19 protein-coding genes are annotated in these 19,209 nt (G+C 64.6%); 14 read left to right on the top strand and 5 right to left on the bottom strand.

From position 1 onward, the window contains the following. Nucleotides 1-135: 135 nt before the first annotated feature. Nucleotides 136-1,494, top strand: a complete 1,359-nt coding sequence (gene dnaB / locus BVH73_RS02320) for a replicative DNA helicase (RefSeq protein WP_079415732.1) — start codon at nucleotides 136-138, stop codon at nucleotides 1,492-1,494. A 56-nt stretch (nucleotides 1,495-1,550) separates the two neighbouring features. Here the strand turns inward: dnaB and BVH73_RS02315 are convergent, their stop codons facing one another. The 3 genes from BVH73_RS02315 to BVH73_RS02305 all read right to left on the bottom strand — a co-directional run bounded on the left by BVH73_RS02315 (nucleotide 1,551) and on the right by BVH73_RS02305 (nucleotide 4,413). Further along, complete coding sequence (locus BVH73_RS02315; protein WP_079415730.1) at nucleotides 1,551-3,242, bottom strand: PhoH family protein; 1,692 nt, start codon at nucleotides 3,240-3,242, stop codon at nucleotides 1,551-1,553. A 216-nt stretch (nucleotides 3,243-3,458) separates the two neighbouring features. Then, complete coding sequence (locus BVH73_RS02310) at nucleotides 3,459-3,923, bottom strand: peroxiredoxin (protein WP_079415728.1); 465 nt, start codon at nucleotides 3,921-3,923, stop codon at nucleotides 3,459-3,461. Between the two features lie 115 nt (nucleotides 3,924-4,038). Further along, nucleotides 4,039-4,413 carry an Mth938-like domain-containing protein gene (locus tag BVH73_RS02305; RefSeq protein WP_079415726.1) on the bottom strand — a complete coding sequence of 125 codons (375 nt, stop codon included), beginning with the start codon at nucleotides 4,411-4,413 and terminating at the stop codon, nucleotides 4,039-4,041. A 216-nt stretch (nucleotides 4,414-4,629) separates the two neighbouring features. On the opposite strand from BVH73_RS02305, the gene BVH73_RS02300 reads away from it, so the two are divergent. The 12 genes from BVH73_RS02300 to BVH73_RS02245 all read left to right on the top strand — a co-directional run bounded on the left by BVH73_RS02300 (nucleotide 4,630) and on the right by BVH73_RS02245 (nucleotide 15,586). Next, nucleotides 4,630-5,880 (top strand): pyridoxal phosphate-dependent aminotransferase, encoded by a 1,251-nt coding sequence (locus BVH73_RS02300; protein WP_425444133.1) that lies wholly within the window; start codon nucleotides 4,630-4,632, stop codon nucleotides 5,878-5,880. 18 nt (nucleotides 5,881-5,898) lie between these two features. Then, nucleotides 5,899-7,209, top strand: coding sequence for a homoserine dehydrogenase (locus BVH73_RS02295; RefSeq protein ID WP_079415724.1), 1,311 nt, complete (start codon nucleotides 5,899-5,901; stop codon nucleotides 7,207-7,209). Then, the gene (thrC, locus tag BVH73_RS02290; RefSeq protein ID WP_079415722.1) at nucleotides 7,209-8,651 is read left to right on the top strand and encodes a threonine synthase; all 1,443 of its coding nucleotides are present in this window, start codon (nucleotides 7,209-7,211) and stop codon (nucleotides 8,649-8,651) included. Before BVH73_RS02295 ends, thrC begins: the two co-directional genes overlap by 1 nt. Further along, nucleotides 8,651-9,172 carry a molybdopterin-guanine dinucleotide biosynthesis protein B gene (gene mobB, locus BVH73_RS02285; protein ID WP_079415720.1) on the top strand — a complete coding sequence of 174 codons (522 nt, stop codon included), beginning with the start codon at nucleotides 8,651-8,653 and terminating at the stop codon, nucleotides 9,170-9,172. The genes thrC and mobB overlap by 1 nt, the downstream gene beginning before the upstream one ends. Further along, nucleotides 9,169-10,404, top strand: a complete 1,236-nt coding sequence (locus BVH73_RS02280) for a molybdopterin molybdotransferase MoeA (protein WP_079415718.1) — start codon at nucleotides 9,169-9,171, stop codon at nucleotides 10,402-10,404. Before mobB ends, BVH73_RS02280 begins: the two co-directional genes overlap by 4 nt. 5 nt (nucleotides 10,405-10,409) lie before the next feature. Continuing rightward, complete coding sequence (moaD, locus tag BVH73_RS02275) at nucleotides 10,410-10,667, top strand: molybdopterin converting factor subunit 1 (protein ID WP_079415716.1); 258 nt, start codon at nucleotides 10,410-10,412, stop codon at nucleotides 10,665-10,667. A gap of 13 nt (nucleotides 10,668-10,680) precedes the next feature. Continuing rightward, nucleotides 10,681-11,166: a molybdopterin synthase catalytic subunit MoaE gene (gene moaE, locus BVH73_RS02270; RefSeq protein ID WP_179947969.1), complete on the top strand. Its 486-nt coding sequence runs from the start codon at nucleotides 10,681-10,683 to the stop codon at nucleotides 11,164-11,166. 112 nt (nucleotides 11,167-11,278) lie between these two features. After that, nucleotides 11,279-11,797 (top strand): DsrE family protein, encoded by a 519-nt coding sequence (locus BVH73_RS02265; protein ID WP_079415712.1) that lies wholly within the window; start codon nucleotides 11,279-11,281, stop codon nucleotides 11,795-11,797. Between the two features lie 198 nt (nucleotides 11,798-11,995). Next, a complete protein-coding gene (locus BVH73_RS02260) occupies nucleotides 11,996-12,208 on the top strand; it encodes a DUF3311 domain-containing protein (RefSeq protein WP_079415710.1) in 213 nt (70 codons plus the stop codon). A gap of 4 nt (nucleotides 12,209-12,212) precedes the next feature. Then, a complete protein-coding gene (mctP, locus tag BVH73_RS02255; RefSeq protein WP_079415708.1) occupies nucleotides 12,213-13,751 on the top strand; it encodes a monocarboxylate uptake permease MctP in 1,539 nt (512 codons plus the stop codon). Nucleotides 13,752-13,863: 112 nt separating this feature from the next. Then, nucleotides 13,864-14,262, top strand: coding sequence for an MAPEG family protein (locus BVH73_RS02250; protein ID WP_079415706.1), 399 nt, complete (start codon nucleotides 13,864-13,866; stop codon nucleotides 14,260-14,262). After that, nucleotides 14,255-15,586 carry a CaiB/BaiF CoA transferase family protein gene (locus BVH73_RS02245; RefSeq protein WP_079415704.1) on the top strand — a complete coding sequence of 444 codons (1,332 nt, stop codon included), beginning with the start codon at nucleotides 14,255-14,257 and terminating at the stop codon, nucleotides 15,584-15,586. Before BVH73_RS02250 ends, BVH73_RS02245 begins: the two co-directional genes overlap by 8 nt. A 154-nt stretch (nucleotides 15,587-15,740) precedes the next feature. On the opposite strand, the gene BVH73_RS02240 is transcribed toward BVH73_RS02245, so the two are convergent. Together BVH73_RS02240 and gloB are read right to left on the bottom strand one after the other, a co-directional pair. Beyond that, entirely contained in the window at nucleotides 15,741-17,207 is a 1,467-nt protein-coding gene (locus tag BVH73_RS02240; RefSeq protein ID WP_245800388.1) for a transglycosylase SLT domain-containing protein, read from the bottom strand. Between the two features lie 192 nt (nucleotides 17,208-17,399). Next, nucleotides 17,400-18,218 carry a hydroxyacylglutathione hydrolase gene (gene gloB, locus BVH73_RS02235; protein WP_079415701.1) on the bottom strand — a complete coding sequence of 273 codons (819 nt, stop codon included), beginning with the start codon at nucleotides 18,216-18,218 and terminating at the stop codon, nucleotides 17,400-17,402. Nucleotides 18,219-18,242: 24 nt separating this feature from the next. Here gloB and BVH73_RS02230 point away from each other — a divergent pair, with 24 nt between their 5' ends. Further along, nucleotides 18,243-19,145, top strand: a complete 903-nt coding sequence (locus BVH73_RS02230; protein ID WP_079420241.1) for a class I SAM-dependent methyltransferase — start codon at nucleotides 18,243-18,245, stop codon at nucleotides 19,143-19,145. Nucleotides 19,146-19,209: the final 64 nt, after the last annotated feature.

Here is a 19,209-nt window from a genome sequence, read left to right as displayed (position 1 = left end):
CTCTGCGATGTCATCGACTTCGCCGTCACCGACGTCGCATCGTGCGGCACAATGCCAAGTCATTTTTGTTGAAAGCTTCGCTTTTATTCAAAGCGTCGCTTTTCCCCTTCTGGACGGCCATCGCCGTCGACCGCCATGCAAGACCAAGCCATTGACGCGATTCGCACACCGCCGCACTCCATCGAGGCCGAGCAGTCGGTGTTGGGCGGGCTGCTGCTCGACAACCAGGCTTTCGACAAGGTGGCCGATCTATTGGTGGCGGCGCAGTTCTACCGCTACGAGCACCGGGCCATCTTCCAGGCGATCGCCGATCTGATCAACCTGAGCAAGCCCGCCGACGTGATCACCGTGCTGGAGGCGTTGCAGTCCATCGGCAAGCACGAGGAATGCGGCGGGCTGCCCTATCTGAATTCGTTGGCGCAGTGCGTGCCCAGCGCCGCGAACATCCGCCGTTATGCCGAGATCGTGCGCGAGCGAGCGGTGCTGCGCCAACTGGTGACGATCAGCGACGATATTGCGCAGAATGCGCTCAACCCGCAAGGGCGGGGCGTGCAGCAGATTCTCGACGAGGCCGAGTCGCGCATCTTCGCCATCTCGGAAGAGGGGGCCAAATCCGCTGCGGGCTTCCAGTCGATGAAGGGTCTGCTGGGTGAACTGCTCAAGCGGGTCAGCGAACTGGCTGAGCGGGGCGGTGCCGATACCACCGGTGTGCCCACGGGCTTTGCCGATCTGGATCGGATGACCGCGGGACTGCAGCCTGGCGATTTGGTCATCGTCGCCGGCCGTCCTTCAATGGGCAAGACAGCGTTTTCGCTGAATATTGCCGAACACGTGGCCATCAACGAGCAACTGCCGGTGGCCGTGTTCAGCATGGAAATGGGCGCGTCGCAGTTGGTGTTGCGCGTGGTGGGTTCGATGGGCCGCATCGACCAGAGCCATCTGCGTACCGGCCAGCTCTCCGAGGACGAGTGGACCCGGCTGCCCGAAACCATCGAACGCCTGCAGGACGTGCACATGCACATCGATGAAACCCCGGCACTCAATCCGCTGGAACTGCGGGCGCGTTCGCGGCGTCTGGCCCGTCAGTTTGGCGGGCGGCTGGGCCTGATCGTGGTGGATTACCTGCAGCTCATGTCGTCGTCGCGAGACGGCGAGAACCGGGCTACTGAAATCTCCGAGATTTCGCGCTCGCTCAAGGCCCTGGCCAAGGAACTGCACTGTCCGGTGATCGCGCTTTCCCAGCTCAATCGCGATCTCGAGAAGCGTACTGACAAGCGCCCCGTGATGAGCGACCTGCGCGAATCGGGAGCCATCGAACAGGATGCCGACGTGATCCTCTTCATCTACCGCGACGAGGTCTACAACAAAGACTCGAAAGACGCCGGGGTGGCCGAAGTCATCATCGGCAAGCAGCGTAACGGGCCGATCGGCGCAGTCCATCTGGCCTTCCTCAAGCCGCTGACGCGGTTCGAGAACCTGACGCGCGAATTCTGAGCGGCACCAGGGCCGAGAGCCGCAGCCCTGGTGCTCTCGACCGTGCGCCTGACGCCTTACAGCACTTCGCTGGCGTAGTCGGCCAGACGGCTGCGTTCGCCGCGGGCCAGGGTGACGTGGCCGCTGTGCCCCCAGCCCTTGAAGCGATCGACCACATAGGTCATGCCTGAGCTTCCCTCGGTAAGGTAGGGCGTGTCGATCTGGGCGATATTGCCCATGCAGACCAGCTTGGTGCCAGGACCTGCGCGGGTAATGAGCGTCTTCATCTGCTTGGGCGTGAGATTCTGGGCCTCGTCGATGATGACGTATTTGTTGAGGAAAGTGCGGCCCCGCATGAAGTTCATGCTCTTGATCTTGATCTTGGAGCGAATGAGATCTTGAGTGGCGGCACGGCCCCATTCACCGCCGGCGTTGCCACCTTCGCTCTGGTTGAGGACTTCGAGGTTGTCGTCGAGGGCGCCCATCCAGGGACCCATCTTTTCTTCCTCAGTACCCGGCAGGTAGCCGATGTCCTCACCGACGGGAACGGTCACGCGGGTCACGATGATCTCGTTGTACCGCCGTGCGTCGAGCACCTGAGAGAGGCCGGCGGCCAGTGCGAGCAAGGTCTTGCCGGTGCCGGCCTGCCCGGCCAGGGTGACGAAGTCCACCTCTGGGTCCATCAGCAGGTTGAGGGCAAAGTTCTGCTCCCGGTTGCGTGCGGTGACGCCCCAGATGGCATTTTTCTGATGCGTATGGTCGCGCATGACCTGCAGTACGGCGGTATTGGCGCGAATTTCCTTGACGCGTGCGTAGAGCGGGGGAGCGCTGCCGCTCTCCCAATACACGGCCTGGTTGACGAGCATCTGCCCGACGAACTTGCCCTGCACCCGATAGAAGGTGTTGCCGCCCTGCTGCCAGCTTTCCACCGACTTGGCCTGCCGATCCCAGAAGTCGGGCGGCAGCACCAGCATGCCGGTATAGAGCAGATCGGCGTCGTCGAGCGTCTTGTCGTTGGCGTAGTCCTCCGCATGCAGGCCGAGTGCGCGTGCCTTGACGCGCATATTGATGTCCTTGGACACCAGCACCACGGGCCGCTCGGTATGGATATGCGTGAGGTCTTGCAGCACGGCCAGAATCTGGTTGTCGGCCTTGCCCTGGGGCAGGGCGATCGGCAGTTCGACATCGTGAGCGCGGGTCTGGAAGAACAGCCGACCCTTGGCCTCCGCATGACCGGAGCGGCTCAGGGCGATGCCCTGATCGATGCCGCTGCCCGTGTCGGCCACCAGGGCATCCAGCTCGCGGCTGACTTGGCGCCCGTTACGCGCCACTTCCGAAAGGCCTTTTTTGTGTGCGTCCAGTTCTTCCAGCGTGACCATCGGCAGATAGATGTCATGCTCTTCGAAACGGTAGAGCGACATCGGATCGTGCAGCAGCACATTGGTGTCGAGGACGAAGAGTTTGGCGGGCTCTGGACGTGTTGCGGTGCGTTTGGAAGGCAGAGTCTTCTGCAGGCGGTCGCCCGTCGTCGGCAAGGCCTCTCGCGCCGGGGCTTTGCGCGCCTGCGGGTCTGCGGCGGGAGAAGGCGCCGCAACCACGGCCTCGGTAGCGAGTGCCTTGGATTCATGCGAAGCGGAGGCGGCCTGGCCCGTCTTGGCGCGCGTGACCTTTCGCGCGGCCGCAGCAGGGGCCGAGGGGACCGCAGCGGGCGGGGTGGCAGCTTGGCTCAGCAGGCTGCCCAGGGACTTGGGCGGGGGAGGCAGGGGCATGGGATCGAGAGACGGGCAGTCAGGGGTGGGGCGACGCTAGTCAACAAAAAACCGCTGCCCATCCGGAGACGGCACAGCGGCTTTCGACGCGTCCACTTGGGTCAGTGGAAATGAGCGCCAGCACTCAGTGCGGGGCAGGCACATTCCACCGTGGTGGGACAGGGTGCTGCGGAGTCTGATGTTCAAAACAAAGCGCCGCGCGTGGAGGATCTGGATTCAGAGTTTCTGGATGACGTCGAGCACTTCGTCGACGTGGCCCGCCACCTTGACCCCACGCCATTCCTGGCGCAGGAGGCCGTCGGCGTCGATGACGAAGGTGCTGCGCTCGATGCCCTTGACCTTCTTGCCGTACATGATCTTGTTCTTCACCACGCCAAACATGTGGCAGAGTTTTTCTTCCGTATCGGCGATCAGGTCGAAGGGCAGTTCGATATGGGCCTTGAATTTCTCGTGCGACAGCAGGTTGTCGCGGGAGATGCCGAAGATCACCGCGTTGGCTGCTTCGAATTCGGGATATTTGTCGCGAAAGTGCATGGACTCGGTAGTGCAACCGGGTGTCATGTCCTTGGGGTAGAAGTAGAGAACAATTTTTTTGCCCAGATAGTTTTTGGGGCTGAACTGCACACCACTGGTGGCGGCGGCTTCAAAATCGGGAACCACTTTATTCAAGACCAAAGCCATGAAGTCTCCTGCTGGGCTGCTGCATCGCTTCTCCTCGTGATGTTCAGTTGTGCGTACTGCTGAGGGAAGCGGAAGGACGTAAAACCTTATTTTATCTTGCGCCGCAAAACTCGACTCATTCGATCATCAGCGCCGCAAGAACCTGACGGCCCTCGCCGGCCAGAATGTTGTAGGTGCGGCAGGCCGCCGCCGTGTCCATGACCTCCCAGCCGACGCGCTTTGTCATAAGTGGACGCATCAGGGCGGGGGGCAGCATGTGCTGCTGCTGCCCGGTGCCGATCAGGACGACTTCGGGCAGCGGATCAAACAGCAGGGCATCGATGTGAGAGGCCTGCAGCGAGGCGATGTGTTCGGCTCCCCAGGGTCTGGGAGCTTGCTGCGGTGCAAACACACAAGCTTGGGTATGACGCACGCCGTTGACTTCGACATAGCCAGGCCCATAGGCAGAGACCATTTGCGTGTCGGGGGCGAAGTCGGGCTGGAGTTTCATGACGGCTGAGGGATCGCGGCTGCAGACCGGAGATCTGCTGCAAACAGGCGGCTCCCGATCGGGGAACGGCAAGGGGGTGCCTGCGTAAACCAAGTAAATTATAGGGTTCGCCCTCCGTGTGACTGGCGTGGCTCGATCCGAATCCCCTGGGCGCTCAAGGGGGTGAGATCGCTCGCCACGAGCTGCAGGAGCGCTTTTCCGAGCCGATTGAGTGAGGTGGTTGTGCGCGAATTCCGTAAGTCCGACAAGTTGGCCGATGTCTGTTACGACATCCGTGGTCCCGTGCTCGACAAGGCGCGGCAGATGGAAGAGGATGGTCAGCGGATCATCAAGCTCAATATCGGCAATCTGGCCGTGTTCGGCTTCGAGCCGCCCGACGAGATCGTGCAGGACATGATCCACAACCTGCCCAGCGCGGCGGGCTACACCGATTCGAAGGGTCTGTTCGCGCCGCGCAAGTCCATCGTGCATTACACGCAGGAGAAGGGCATTGCCGGTGTGAGCATCGACGATGTGTTCATCGGCAACGGTGCCTCCGAGCTCATCAATATGAGCATGAATGCGCTGCTCAACAACGGCGATGAAGTGCTGATTCCCGCGCCGGACTACCCGCTCTACACGGCGTCGGTGGCGCTCTCGGGCGGCAAGCCGGTGCACTATGTCTGCGACGAACAGTCGGACTGGTATCCGGACATTGCCGATATCCGCGGCAAGATCACGCCCAACACCCGGGCCATCGTGGTGATCAACCCCAACAACCCGACCGGCGCGCTGTACCCGCGCGAGTTGCTCGAAGAAATTCTGCAGGTGGCGCGCGAGCATGAGCTCATCGTGTTCGCCGACGAGATCTACGACAAGACGCTTTACGACGGCAACACGCACACCAGCATCGCCTCGCTGGCCGACGATGTGCTGGTGCTGACCTTCAACGGCCTGTCGAAGAACTACCGCTCCTGCGGCTATCGCTCGGGGTGGATGGTGGTGTCGGGCAACAAACGTCATGCGCGTGACTACATCGAGGGGCTGACCATGCTGGCCTCGATGCGTTTGTGCGCCAACACGCCGGGTCAGCTGGCCATCCAGACCGCGCTGGGCGGTTATCAGAGCATCAAGGATCTGGTTGCACCGCAAGGGCGCCTGACCCGCCAGCGTGATCTGGCCTACGACCTGCTCACGCAGATTCCGGGCGTCAGCGTGGTGAAGCCGAAGGCCGCGCTTTATATGTTCCCGCGGCTCGACCCCAAGATTTACCCGATTGCCGACGATCAGCAGTTCGCCTACGACCTGCTGGCGCAGGAAAAGGTGCTGATCGTGCAAGGCACCGGCTTCAACTGGCCGCAGCCCGATCATTTCCGACTTGTCTTCCTGCCCAATGCCGACGATCTGACAGAAGCCATCGGCCGCATCGCGCGCTTCCTCGAACACCTCCGCAAGCGCAACCGCGCTGTTGCTTCGGTCTCGGCCTGATTCCCACTCCCGTTCTCTATGAAACCTTTACAGATTGCCCTTCTCGGCGCGGGCACCGTCGCCAGCGGTGTGGTCAAGGTGCTTGCGCGCAATCAGGAAGAGCTGCAGCGACGCGCCGGGCGCGGCATTGCCATCGCGGCGATTGCTGCGCGCAACCCCGACAAGGCACGCGCCGCCCTGGGAGATGCGCTGCCCATCACCCCCGATTTCATGGCCCTGGCGACCCGTCCGGACATCGACATCGTGGTCGAACTCATGGGGGGCATCAACCCCGCGCGCGAGCTGGTGCTGGCGGCCATCGCTGCGGGCAAGCATGTGGTGACGGCGAACAAGGCCCTGCTCGCCTTGCATGGCAGCGAGATCTTCGCGGCCGCGCAGGCCAAGGGCGTGATGGTGGCCTTCGAGGCGGCGGTGGCCGGCGGCATTCCCATCATCAAGGCGGTGCGCGAAGGGCTGGCGGGCAATCGCATCGAATGGATCGCGGGCATCATCAACGGCACGACCAATTTCATCCTGTCCGAGATGCGCGACAAGGGCCTGGATTTCGCCACCGTGCTCAAGCAGGCACAGGCGCTGGGCTATGCCGAAGCCGATCCGACCTTCGATATCGAGGGCGTGGACGCGGCGCACAAGGCGACCATCCTCTGCGCCATCGCCTTTGGCGTGCCGGTGCAGTTCGACAAGGCTTATGTGGAGGGCATCACCGCGCTGCAGGCGGCCGACATCCGCTACGCCGAGCAGCTCGGCTACCGCATCAAGCTGCTGGGCATGACCAAGCACACCGGCCAGGGCATCGAACTCCGCGTGCATCCCACCCTGATTCCCGCCACGCGTCTGATCGCCAATGTCGAAGGCGCGATGAATGCGGTGGTGGTGCAGGGCGACGCGGTTGGCCCGACGCTGTATTACGGCAAGGGCGCGGGCTCCGAGCCTACCGCTTCGGCGGTCATCGCCGACCTGGTGGACGTGACCCGGCTGCACACCGCCGACCCCGAACACCGCGTGCCGCATCTGGCCTTCCAGCCCGATGCGATGAGCGATCTGCCCATCCTGCCTATGGATCGGGTGGTCACCGCCTACTACCTGCGCCTGCGCGTGGCCGATCAGGCCGGAGTGCTGGCCGACCTCACCCGCATCCTGGCCGATGAGGGCATTTCCATCGATGGCCTCATTCAGCGCGAGGCCGGGGAAGGCGAGCATCAGACCGATGTCATCATCCTCACGCATGACACCGTCGAGTCGCGCATGAACACCGCCATCGCGCGCATGCAGGCTCTGCCCAGCGTGCACGCCCCCATCGTGCGTATTCGCAAAGAGGAGTTGCGCTGATGCGTTACCTGAGTACCCGTGGCGAGTCTGCGACCCGTGGCTTTTCCGACATCCTGCTCGAAGGGCTGGCGCCCGATGGCGGGCTCTACCTGCCCGAGCGCTATCCGCAGATCGACGCGGCCACACTGGCGCAATGGCGCGGGTTGTCCTATCCCGATCTGGCCTTCGAAATTTTGTCGCGCTTCATCACCGACATGCCTGTGGACGATCTGCGCGCCCTGATCGCCAAGACCTACACGCCCGAAGTGTTCGGCGGCCATGCCGAGATCGTGCCCCTCAAACCGCTGAAGGGCGAGCCGGGCATGGCCCTGCTAGGGCTGTCCGAAGGGCCCACGCTGGCCTTCAAGGACATGGCCATGCAATTGCTGGGCCATCTGTTCGAGTACGCGCTGGCCCGCCAGCACAGCGAACTCAACATCTTCGGCGCGACCTCGGGCGATACCGGCAGCGCGGCCGAATATGCCATGCGCGGCAAGCGCGGCATTCGCGTCTTCATGCTTTCGCCCTTCGGCAAAATGAGCGCGTTCCAGACCGCGCAGATGTATTCGCTGGCCGACGCCAATATCCACAATATCGCGGTGCAGGGCGTGTTCGACGATGCGCAGGACATGGTCAAGGCCGTCTCCAACGATCTCGACTTCAAGCGCCGCTGGCGCATCGGCACGGTCAACTCCATCAACTGGGCGCGGCTCGCGGCACAGATCGTCTATTACTTCGCCGGCTACTTCCGGGCCACGCGCAGCAACGACGAGCAGGTGAGTTTCACCGTCCCGTCGGGCAACTTCGGCAACATCTGCGCCGGGCACGTGGCGCGCATGATGGGTCTGCCCATCCGCAAGCTGGTGCTGGCCACCAACGAGAACAACGTGCTCGACGAGTTCTTCCGCACGGGCGTCTACCGCCCGCGCAAATCGGCCGAGACGCATCACACGTCCAGTCCTTCGATGGACATCTCGAAGGCCTCGAATTTCGAGCGCTTCATCTTCGATCTGCTCGGGCGCGATGCCTCGCGGGTGCATGAGCTGTTTGCCAACGCGCTCAGCCGCAAGGGCTTCTTCGACCTGTCGGCCGATCCTGCCTTTGCCCGCATCGGCCCCGACTACGGCTTTGCCTCGGGCAGCAGCACCCACGCCGACCGACTCGCCACCATCCGCAGCGTGTGGCAAGGCAGCGAACGGTTGATCGATACCCATACCGCCGATGGCGTGAAGGTCGCACGCGAACAGCTTGAACCCGGCGTGCCCATGCTGGTGCTCGAAACGGCGCTGGCCGCCAAGTTCCCCGAAACCCTGCAAGAGGCTGTTGGCGTCGAGCCTGCCAGGCCGGCCGGGCTCGAAGACCTCGAACGCCGCCCGCAGCGCTTTGCAGTCATGCCCGTGGAGGTGGATGCGGTGAAGTCCTACATCGCCATGCATTGCGCGACGGGGGTGGCGGGGGCCTGATGAAAGTCGTCGGGTTTGCCGGGTTTTCCGGCAGTGGCAAGACCACCCTGGTCGAGACCCTGGTGGCGCTCTTCGTGAGGCGCGGGCTGCGCGTGTCGGTGCTCAAGCATGCGCATCACCGCTTCGACATCGACTATCCGGGCAAGGACACCTGGCGGCACCGCGAGGCGGGCGCCTACGAAGTGCTGGCGGCTTCCGACAGCCTGATCGCCTTGCAGCGCCGCCTGCCCGAGCCGCAGCAGCTCGGCGTTGCCGAACTGCTGCCGATGCTCGACCCCGCCGCCGACTGGGTGTTTGTCGAAGGCTTCAAGCACGCCCCGCTGCCCAAGATCGAGGTCTGGCGCGCGAGCACCGGGCGTCCGGTCTGTTACCCCGACGATGCGCGCATCGTGGCCCTCGCCACCGACTCGCCGCATGCTCTGCCGATGCCGGGCCCTGCCGCCGTCCTTGACCTCAACGACCCGTCTGCCGTGTCCGTCTGGTTGTTGGACAATGCCGACACCTTTTCCGATCCGATATGACCGCTTCTTCGCCCCCCCTGCTCGAACCCGATCAGGCCTTGCAGCACCTACTGGCCGCCGCGCGCCTGATCGACGATACGGAGCACCTGCCCGTGGCGGGCGCCCTGGGCCGCGTGCTGGCGCAGGAGGTGCGCTCGTCCATGGATGTGCCGCCGGCCGACAACGCCCAGATGGATGGCTACGCCGTGCGCGCGGCCGACGTGCCTTCGGCGGGCACCCGCCTGCAGGTCAGCCAGCGCATTCCGGCGGGGGCGGTGCCGCAAGCCTTGCAGCCCGGAACCGCGGCGCGCATCTTCACCGGCGGGCTCATGCCGCCCGGTGCGGATGCCGTGGTCATGCAGGAGCAATGCAACGCCGAGCCCGGCGCCGTGGTGTTCAACGTCTTGCCTGGGGCGGGCCAATGGGTGCGGCGGCGCGGCCTGGACGTCACGGCGGGCAGCGTGGTGCTCGTCGCCGGGCAGCGCCTGCGGCCTCAGGATCTGGGCCTGGCAGCCTCCGTAGGGGTGGCGAGCCTGAGCGTGCGCCGGCGGCCGCGCGTGGGCATTCTGTTCACCGGCGACGAGCTTGCCATGCCAGGCGAGCCTTTGCGCCAGGGCGCCATCTACAACTCCAGCCGCTTCGTCATCCGGGCGCTGCTGGAAGCGGCTGGATGCGAAGTGACCGATTTCGGCATCATCCCCGACCAGCTCGCGGCCACGCGCGCCGTACTGCGCGAAGCGGCCCGCGACCATGATCTCGTGCTGTCGTCCGGCGGCATGTCGGTGGGCGAGGAAGACCACGTCAAGCCCGCAGCCCAGGCCGAAGGCGGACTCGATCTCTGGCAGATCGCGATGAAGCCGGGCAAGCCTCTGGCCTTCGGCCACCTGCGCCGCGCCGAGGGGCAGGGCGAGGCGGCCTTCATCGGTCTGCCGGGCAATCCGGTGTCGAGCTTCGTGACCTTCCTGATGTTCGTGCGGCCTTTTCTGCTGGCCCTGCAAGGTGCGACGCAGACTGCCGTCCAGACCCTGCCGGTGCGTGCCGCGTTCGATTGGCCGCGGCCCGACCGGCGCCGTGAATACCTGCGCGTGCGGCTCAATGCCCAAGGCGAGGCCGAGCTGTTTGCGTCGCAGAACTCCGCCGTGCTGACCTCGACCGTGTGGGCCGACGGTCTGGTGGACAACCCGCCGCAGCAGGCCATTGCCCGCGGCGATCTCGTGCGCTATCTCCCGTTTTCATCGTTGCTGCAAGGCTGAACATCATGCGTGTCCAGGTACGGTACTTCGCCAGCGTGCGCGAAATCGTCGGTTTGTCCCAGGAATCCCACGACCTGCCCGAGACGGTTCAGACCGTGGGGCAGGCGCGCGACTGGCTGCGGGCACAGGGCGGCCGCTACGCCCTGGCGCTGGAGGCTGGCAAGCCGCTGCGCATGGCCTGCAACCAGGTCATGTGCGAGGGCGACACGGCGCTTTCGCCCGGCTGCGAAATCGCGTTCTTTCCGCCCGTGACCGGGGGCTGAACTCATGGTGCCGATCGCCATTCGCGTGCAGACCGGGCCGTTCGACCTCGGGGCGGAGATGCAAGCGCTCCGTGAGGGGCGAGGCGATGTCGGCGCCATCGCCAGCTTCGTGGGCGTCTGCCGCGACCATCATCCCGGCGTCTGCGAGCCCGGCTTCGTCCAGGCCATGGAGCTTGAGCACTATCCCGGCATGACGGAGCGGGCCATCGCCGACATGGTCAACGAGGCGCAGGCGCGCTGGCCCCTGCTGGGCGTGACGGTGATCCATCGCGTCGGCCTCTTGCGGCCGGGCGACGACATCGTGATGGTGCTGGTGGCCAGCAGCCATCGCGCCGCGGCCTTTGCCGCCTGCGAGTTCCTGATGGATTACCTCAAGACCCAGGCGCCGTTCTGGAAGAAGGAAAGCACTCCCGAAGGCGGGCAGTGGGTCGATGCCCGCGAGACCGACGATGCGGCCCTGCGCCGCTGGGGCGTGGCCTCCGGCAACGCCGAGCGCTAACAGGCTGGCTGCGTTCCCGGATCGTCCACCGGGTTGGCCCCGGGTTGTCCCGCTAGGCGTGCGGCACCCCTTCGATTACACCTGGATACATCCAGGTTCGCGAGGGGATGTCATGCAACACGACAGAAGACGCTTCATGCTGGCGGTGCTCGGCGCCTGCGCGGCCGGGGCGGCCCAGGCGGCAGGGCGGCTGGTGCAAACCCCTTACAAGGCGCCGATGAAAGTGGTGTTCGAGTTTTATCTCGACGACCCGGCAACCATCGCCAACGCGCTGTTCTGGGTGCGATCGGTGTTCAACACCGTGCAGGCCTCGCCGTACGACTTCGCGCCAGACGACGTCCAGGCGGTGGTGGTGCTGCATGGCACCGAGATCGCCACCACCGTGACCCGTAACGAGGCCGCTTACCGTGAGGCGGTGGACCGGATGCGCTATTACGCGCAGATGGGCGTGAAGTTCAAGGTTTGCGGTCAGGCGGCGCACGATTTCGGCTACGTGCCTGAAGACTTTCAGGACTTTGTCGACATCGTGCCTAATGCGATGACCGAACTGGTGTATTGGCAGCAGCAGGGCTATGCCTTGATCGTGCCGCGCATCCTGATCAAGCGCGAATCCACCGACAACATTCGCTAACCCCTGTAGCGAAATGCCAGGGGAAACCCGAGTTTTTGGCCGGTTCATTTCGCCTGCTTGCGAATGACACATTAAGAAACACGAATTTGTAAGCGGCTGGGCTAATCTCCGACAGGTCAGTGCACCGGAGCTTGAGGCCGGTGAACAAAACCGAAGGCGGGCCGCGCAGGTGCGTCCGCCATGTCAGGAGACCGTTCCATGTCCGCACCCAAGTCGCTGGGGCCGCTGCAGATCCTTCTGCTGGCGATCCCCTGTATCGCCGTGCTCGTCGTTCCGTTTTTCAACAAACTCGAACCGAGTGTGTTCGGCATTCCCTTTTTCTACTGGTGGCAGCTCGTCTGGGTGCCACTGTCCGGGGTGTTCATCGCCATCGTCTACAAGATGGTCGTTCCGGCTGGAAGTGGGGACTAAAACCATGAATCTTGTCGCAACCCTTGTTTTTGTCGCACTTTTTCTCGGAATCACCATTCTGGGATTCGTCTCGGCGCATTGGCGCAAAGGGGACATGAACCATCTGCACGAGTGGGGCCTGGGCGGCCGCCGCTTCGGCTCGTGGATCACTTGGTTCCTCATCGGCGGCGATCTCTACACCGCTTACACCTTCGTGGCCGTGCCCGCGCTGGTGTTCGGGGCCGGTGCGCTGGGCTTCTTTGCGCTGCCTTACACCGTGGTGGTCTATCCCATGGTGTTTGCCATTCTGCCGCGGCTGTGGCTGGTGGCGCGCAAGCACAACTACATCACCGCGTCCGATTTCGTGGCCGGACGCTATGGCAGCCCGGGTCTGGCGCTGGCGATCGCGGTGACCGGCATCGTGGCCACCATGCCTTATATCGCGCTGCAGCTCGTGGGCATTCAGGTGGTGATCGGCGGGCTGGGGTTCTCCACCCAGGGCCTCATGGGTGACCTGCCGCTGGTGATCGCCTTCATCATCCTGGCGGCCTTCACCTACACCAGCGGGCTGCGTGCTCCGGCGTCGATCGCGGTGGTCAAGGATCTGCTGGTCTACATCACGGTGATCGCGCTCATCATCGTCGTGCCCTACAAGCTCGGCGGCTTCGGCAATATTTTCGCCGCCATTCCGAAAGAGCACTTGCTGCTGCCGCCCGTCAAGGACGGCAATCTGGGCCTGCAGTCGTTCTACCCGACGCTGGCCTTCGGCTCGGCGCTGGCGCTGATGCTCTATCCCCACGCGACGACGGCCGTGCTGTCGGCCAAGGGCCCCAACACCCTGCGCCGCAACTGGGTGTTCCTGCCGGCCTATTCGTTCATGCTGGGGCTGATTGCCTTGCTGGGCTATATGGCCTACGCCTCGGGCATCGCCAAGCTGCCTGATCTGGCCCCCTACTTCAAGCAGTACGGCCCGCAGTTCGCCATGCCTGGCCTGCTGTTGCATTTCTTCCCGAGCTGGTTCGTGGGGGTGGGCTTCGCCGCGGTGGCGATCGGCGCGCTGGTGCCGGCGGCCATCATGTCGATTGCAGCGGCCAATCTGTTCACGCGCAACATCTACAAGGCCTATTTCAATCCGAACTGCACGGCGCAGAAGGAAACCGAGATGGCCAAGCTGGTGTCGCTGATCGTGAAGTTCGGCGCGCTGCTGTTCATCGTGTTCCTGCCGCTGACCTACGCCATCCAGTTGCAGCTGCTGGGCGGCATCCTGATTCTGCAGACCTTGCCGGCCATCGTCTCGGGCATCTACACCCGCTGGTTCGACGCCAAGGCGCTGCTGCTGGGTTGGGCCGTCGGCCTGGTCTGGGGCATCTGGGCGGCTTCGCTCAGCGGCTTCAAGTCGTCGGGCTATGCACTGCACATTGCCGGCATGGTGATTCCGGCCTACATCGGGCTGTACGCCCTGGTGCTCAATATCGTGGTGGCCGTGGTTGCCACGGTGATCATCCGGGCGTTGGGCATGGCGAACCCGGCAGACGCCACGGTCGCCGCCGACTACGCCGGATAAGTTTCTGCTCCCTGAAGATCGCGCGCGAAAGCGAACGCGACAGCAGTGCCAAGGGCCGACTTTGTCGGCCCTTGGTTTTTGTATGCTGCACATCCCCCTACGGAGAACACCCATGCTGCTCACAGCCTTTCTGCTGCTCATCGCCTCGCAACTGCCCATCGTTGCCGCGGGCATGGCCAAGGCGGGCACCTTCCGCTCGAAAAACAACCGCTACGACAACAACGAGCCCCGGCTCTGGATGGAGCGGCAGACCGACCCGCGCAGGCGCCGGGCCAATGCGGCGCAGGCCAACAGTTTCGAGGCCTTGCCTTTCCTGTTCGCCGCAGCCTTGTTTGCGCTCTATCTTCAGGCGCCACCGGGGCTGGTCAACGGCCTGCTCGTCGCCTGGCTGGTCCTGCGCGCGGTGTATCTCTGGTGCTATCTCAACGATAGGGCGTCGTTGCGCTCCTCGGTGTGGGCGCTGGCCCTGTTCGTGAATGTCGCCTTGTTGTTCGCGCCGTTCTATGGATAAGTCACCGGCTTTGGCGCGGGGCGCGCTCGACGGTCTGCGCGTGCTCGAACTCGGCAGCCTGATTGCAGGCCCTTTCGCCACCCGGCTGATGGCCGAGTTCGGCGCCGACGTGATCAAGATCGAGTCGCCCGCGCAGGGCGACGATCCGGGGGGCGACCCTTTGCGCAGCTGGCGCAAGCTGCACAAGGGCGAATCGCTCTGGTGGACGGCGCAGGCGCGCAACAAGCGCTGCATCACCCTCAACCTCAAGCATCCCCAGGGGCGCGACATCGTGCTGCGGCTCGCCGAACGCGCCGACGTGGTGGTGGAGAACATGCGCCCGGGCGCGCTCGAAAAGCTCGGTCTCGGCTGGGACGATCTGCGCGCGGTCAACCCCAGCCTGGTGATGGTGCGCATCTCCGGCTTCGGCCAGACCGGGCCCATGCGATTGCAGCCGGGCTTCGGCGCCATCGCCGAAGCCATGGGCGGCATGCGTTATGTGACGGGCGATCCCGACCGCCCGCCCATGCGCGCCAACCTCTCGCTTGGCGACTCGATCGCCGCCCTGCACGCCACCCTGGGTGCGCTCATGGCGCTGCGCCACCGCGACGCCACGGGCGGCCGCTGGAACGGTGCTCAAGAAAACGCCGGGCCGCCCCAAGTTTTCTTGTCCCCCTCGGGGGGCGGGCCGGGCGCAGCCAGGCCCAGGGGGCGCTCAGGTGGCGGCGAAGGGCAGGTGGTTGACGTGGCGTTGACCGAGAGCGTGTTCAATCTGCTCGAAAGCACGCTGATGGAATACAGCTACGACGGCACCGTGCGGCAGCGCACCGGCACCAGCATTCCGGGCATCACGCCGTCCAACGTCTATCGGAGCAAGGGTGGCGAGTGGGTGCAGATTTCGGGCAATGGCGACGCGATTTTCCGCAGGCTCATGCTGGCCATCGGCCGCGCCGACATGGCCGACGATCCTGGCCTGGCCCGCAATCCGGGCCGCATGGTTCGCGCCGACGAGATCGACGCGGCCATCCAGCAATGGGCGGCGGGGCAGGAGCCCGAGGCCATCGTGCAGGCCATGCGCGCGGCTGAAGTTCCCGCCACGCGCATCTACAGCATTGCCGATGTGGTGGCCGACCCGCAGTTTCAGGCGCGCGGCATGATCGAGGCGCACACGCTGGCCGACGGCACGCCGGTGGACCTGCCCGCCCCGGCGCCCAGGCTGTCGCAGACACCGGGCGCCACGCGCTGGCTCGGCCCGGCCCTGGGCGCGCATACCGACGAGGTGCTTGCCGAACTGGGGCTGGATGCGGCGCAGATAGCGGCCCTGCGCCAGAGCGGCGCGATCTAGCAGCCCCCGTCAGGCTTTGTTGAGATCGGGCACGCTGAAGTTTGAAACAGCGCGTCACCCCACCCCAACCCTCCCCACGACTGGGGAGGGAGCAAAGAAGCTCTTTTACCGCTTGCGGGGGAGATTGAGAGGGCGCGCGCCGTGCTGCGCGCGTTTATTGCTGGGCGACGTCGATCAACCGCTTGTCGCGCGTCTGCACGCTGTAGTGCAGATCTTTCGGGTTGGAGCGCTGACGTTCGGCGACCTTGGTGGGCTTGCGCACGATGGTGCGGCGCTTGACCTGCGGCTTGCGTTCGGCCACCACGCGGCGCTGTTCAGCCTTGCGCTCGGCCACGAAGATCCGCGGGGTGTGCGTGACGTAAATGGTCACGAACTGGCCCTTGCGGAAGATGCCGCGCTCTGACGTGCGATTCCACTGCGCCACCTGCAGCGGGCTGAGGTGATAACGATGGGCCACGCCCTGCACGGAATCGCCGTACTTGCCGACCTTGAGCACCATGCGGCGGCCCGGAGGCGCTTCGGGGGCGAAGGCCAGCACGGCGTTTTCGGCGATGGCGGCACTGACGTTTTTATTGCTGCCGTCTTCAGCCTTGGGAATCAGCACGGTCGAGCCGGCCTTGATGAGCTGGCGCACGGGAATGTCGTTGGTGTCGCGCAGCACGGCTTCGCTGATGTCGAGCGTGTGAGCCAGTTGCATCGGCGACTGGGTGGACTTCACGGCATAGGCCGTCCAGGTGGACAGCGGGCCGTTGTAGGCCTGCAGCGCCTGGGCGAAATGCGTGGCGTTGTCATACGGCATGAGAATGCGCGGGTTGGTCGCCCCCAGAATGACCGGCTTGGTATAGGCCGGATTGAGCGAGCGGAACTCGGCCACCGTCATGTCCGCCAGCTTGGCCGCCAGCGTGACGTCGATGTCGCGGGTGATGGTGACGGCCTTGAAGTAGGGGTGATCGGGAATGTCGGGCAGGGTGATGCCGTACTTCTGCGGGTCGGAGATGATGTCTTTCACCGCCTGCAGCTTGGGGTAGTAATTGCGCGTTTCGTTGGGCATGCGCAAGTCCTGGTAATCGACCGGCAGGTTGTGCGCCTTGTTGTAGGCAATGGCGCGCTGCACGCTGCCTTCGCCCCAGTTGTAGGCGGCCAGTGCGATCTGCCAGTTGCCGAACATGTTGTAGAGGTTCTGCAGATAGTCGAGCGCGGCGTTGGTGGAGGCCAGCACGCTGCGGCGATCGTCCTGGAACATGTTCTGCTTCAGGTTGTAGTGCTTGCCCGTGGACGGAATGAACTGCCACATGCCCACGGCATGCGCCACGGAACGCGCGTCGGGGTTGTAGGCGCTCTCAATGAAGGGCAGCAGCGCCAGCTCGGTGGGCATGCCGCGCTTCTGCACTTCCTGCACCGTGTAGTAGAGGTATTTGCGGGCGCGCTCGGTCATGCGGGCGACATAGTCGGGCCGGGTGACGTACCACTGCGCGGCCTGCTCGGCCAGCGGGCTGTCCATCTCGGGAATGGCGAAACCGGCACGGATGCGCTGCCAGATGTTGGTGTATTGCGGGGTGATGTCCTTGGTGTCGTCCTGCAGCGCCGTCTGCTCGGTCGGCGTGATGGGCGCACTGGCCACGGATTCCGTCTGGAGCGGCGTTTGCGGCGTGGTGGACGCCTGGGTGTCAGAGGCGGCTTGCGGGGAGGAACTTCGGGGAGGTGTGGCGGCAGAGGTTTTTTCGGCGGGAGGGACGGCGGCGCATCCGGCGGCCATCGCGACCATTGCACCCAAAGCCCAGAATCGCAGTCGTCTCAGTTGCCGCATCAGCACTCACCCCTTGAAATCATTCTTCCACTCTCGCAACCAGGCCAGGGCCTGCACTGCATCCTCAGGCTTTTGGCCCCTGTACCGTTCCAGCGCCTGCAACACGCCGGGCTCGCCGGTGCGCAGAAACGGGTTGATCTGCTTCTCCAGACCGATGGAACTGGGCAATGTAGGCTGGCCTTCGCCGCGCAAGGCCAGGCACCGTTGCTGGTGCGCCACCACCGCCTCGTTCGAGGGGTCTGCAGACCGGGCGAATTGTAGATTAGAGAGGGTGTACTCGTGGGCACAATTTACTGTCGTATTTTCAGGCAGTTGCACCAGTTTGTTTAAGGAATGGCGCATCTGGGCCGGCGTTCCTTCGAACAGACGGCCACAGCCCGCAGAAAACAGCGTGTCGCCACAGAACAGCGCGGGCGCCTGATCGCCCTGCAGCGGGCGGGCCACATAGGCGATATGACCCAGGGTATGACCCGGCACTTCGAGCACCTCAAACCGCACCGGCCAGCCCTGCGGTGTGAACCCATCGCCCTGACGCAGGGGCTGCGTGCGCGCCGGAATGGTCTCCGCCGCCGGTCCCCAGACGGGCGGGGCGTCGGCAGGGTGCCTCGCCTGCCACCACTGCAGCAGGTCGGCGATGCCGCCCACATGATCGCTGTGATGGTGGGTGACTAGAATGCCGCGCAGTTCCAGGCCGCGCTGCTCGAAGGCATCGATCACCGGCGCGGCATCGCCCGGGTCCACCACCAGCGTGCGCCGGTCATCCGCGGCGGGCCGGATCAACCAGATGTAGTTATCCCGAAAGGCAGCAAGCGCTTCTGTATGCATGGTGACTCCGATCTGTGGCCTTTGATGAGCCTGCAGCACTGGCTGCAGACTCCACCCGGTCGCTATGCGCTGGCTTGGGAACAGGGTCAGATCGACCGCGTGGTGAACGACATTTTCGGCTATCACGCCCTGCAACTCGGCAACCCTGCGCTGCAGGGGCTGGCCCACAACCGCATGCCGCATCGCTGGCTGGCGCTCAATGGCGCCGAGCCGGCCCAGCTCGATCTGCCCGGCGTGCGTCCGGCCTGCCTGCTGCCCGAGCATTACGGCGGCGAGCCGGTCTATGCCGAGCCCGGCCTCGTCGATGCCGTGGGCGTGGCCGCCGAACATGCAGCCGAAAGCGCCCAACTCCCCCCCGAGCCGCTGCCGCCCGATCCGAACGCCATTCATACCGAACACCTGCAATGCGACTTCACCGCGCTGCCGTTTCCCGCCCAGTCGCTCGACCTGGTGGTGCTGCCGCATACGCTCGAATGGGTGGACGACCCGCACGCCTGCCTGCGCGAGGTTGACCGCGTGCTGGTGCCCGGCGGGCAGGTCGTCATCAGCGGTTTCAACACCTGGAGCCTGTGGGGCATGCGCCAACTGCTCGGCCGCGTGGGGGGCGGCTGGTATCTGCCCCAGCACGGCGAATTTCTCGCCCCCCGCCGCGTGCGCGATTGGCTGCGGCTGCTGAGCTTTGAAGTCACCCAAGGCCGCTTCGGCTGCTACCGGCCCGCGATGTGCTCGCCGCTCTGGCTGCACCGCTGGCGCTTCATGGACAAGGCGGGCGACCGCTGGTGGCCCGTGTTCGGCGCGGTGTATTTTCTCGCGGCCATCAAGCGCGTGCCCGCCATGCGCCTGGTTGGCAAGGTGGAACTGCGCACCAAACGCCGAGCCGTGGCGCTGCAGCCCGTGGCGCAGCAACGCGTCAAGACCAAGATCTGAGAAGGTGTGAACGCATTCGCCATGCCCGCTCATCGTGCCCAAAGTGCCCCACTCGGCGTTGCAA

This window comes from Thiomonas intermedia (genome assembly GCF_002028405.1).
GTDB classification, from domain to species: domain Bacteria; phylum Pseudomonadota; class Gammaproteobacteria; order Burkholderiales; family Burkholderiaceae_C; genus Thiomonas; species Thiomonas intermedia.
Note: the sequence above shows the minus strand (reverse complement) of the source record. Positions and strands in the feature narration are given on the sequence as shown.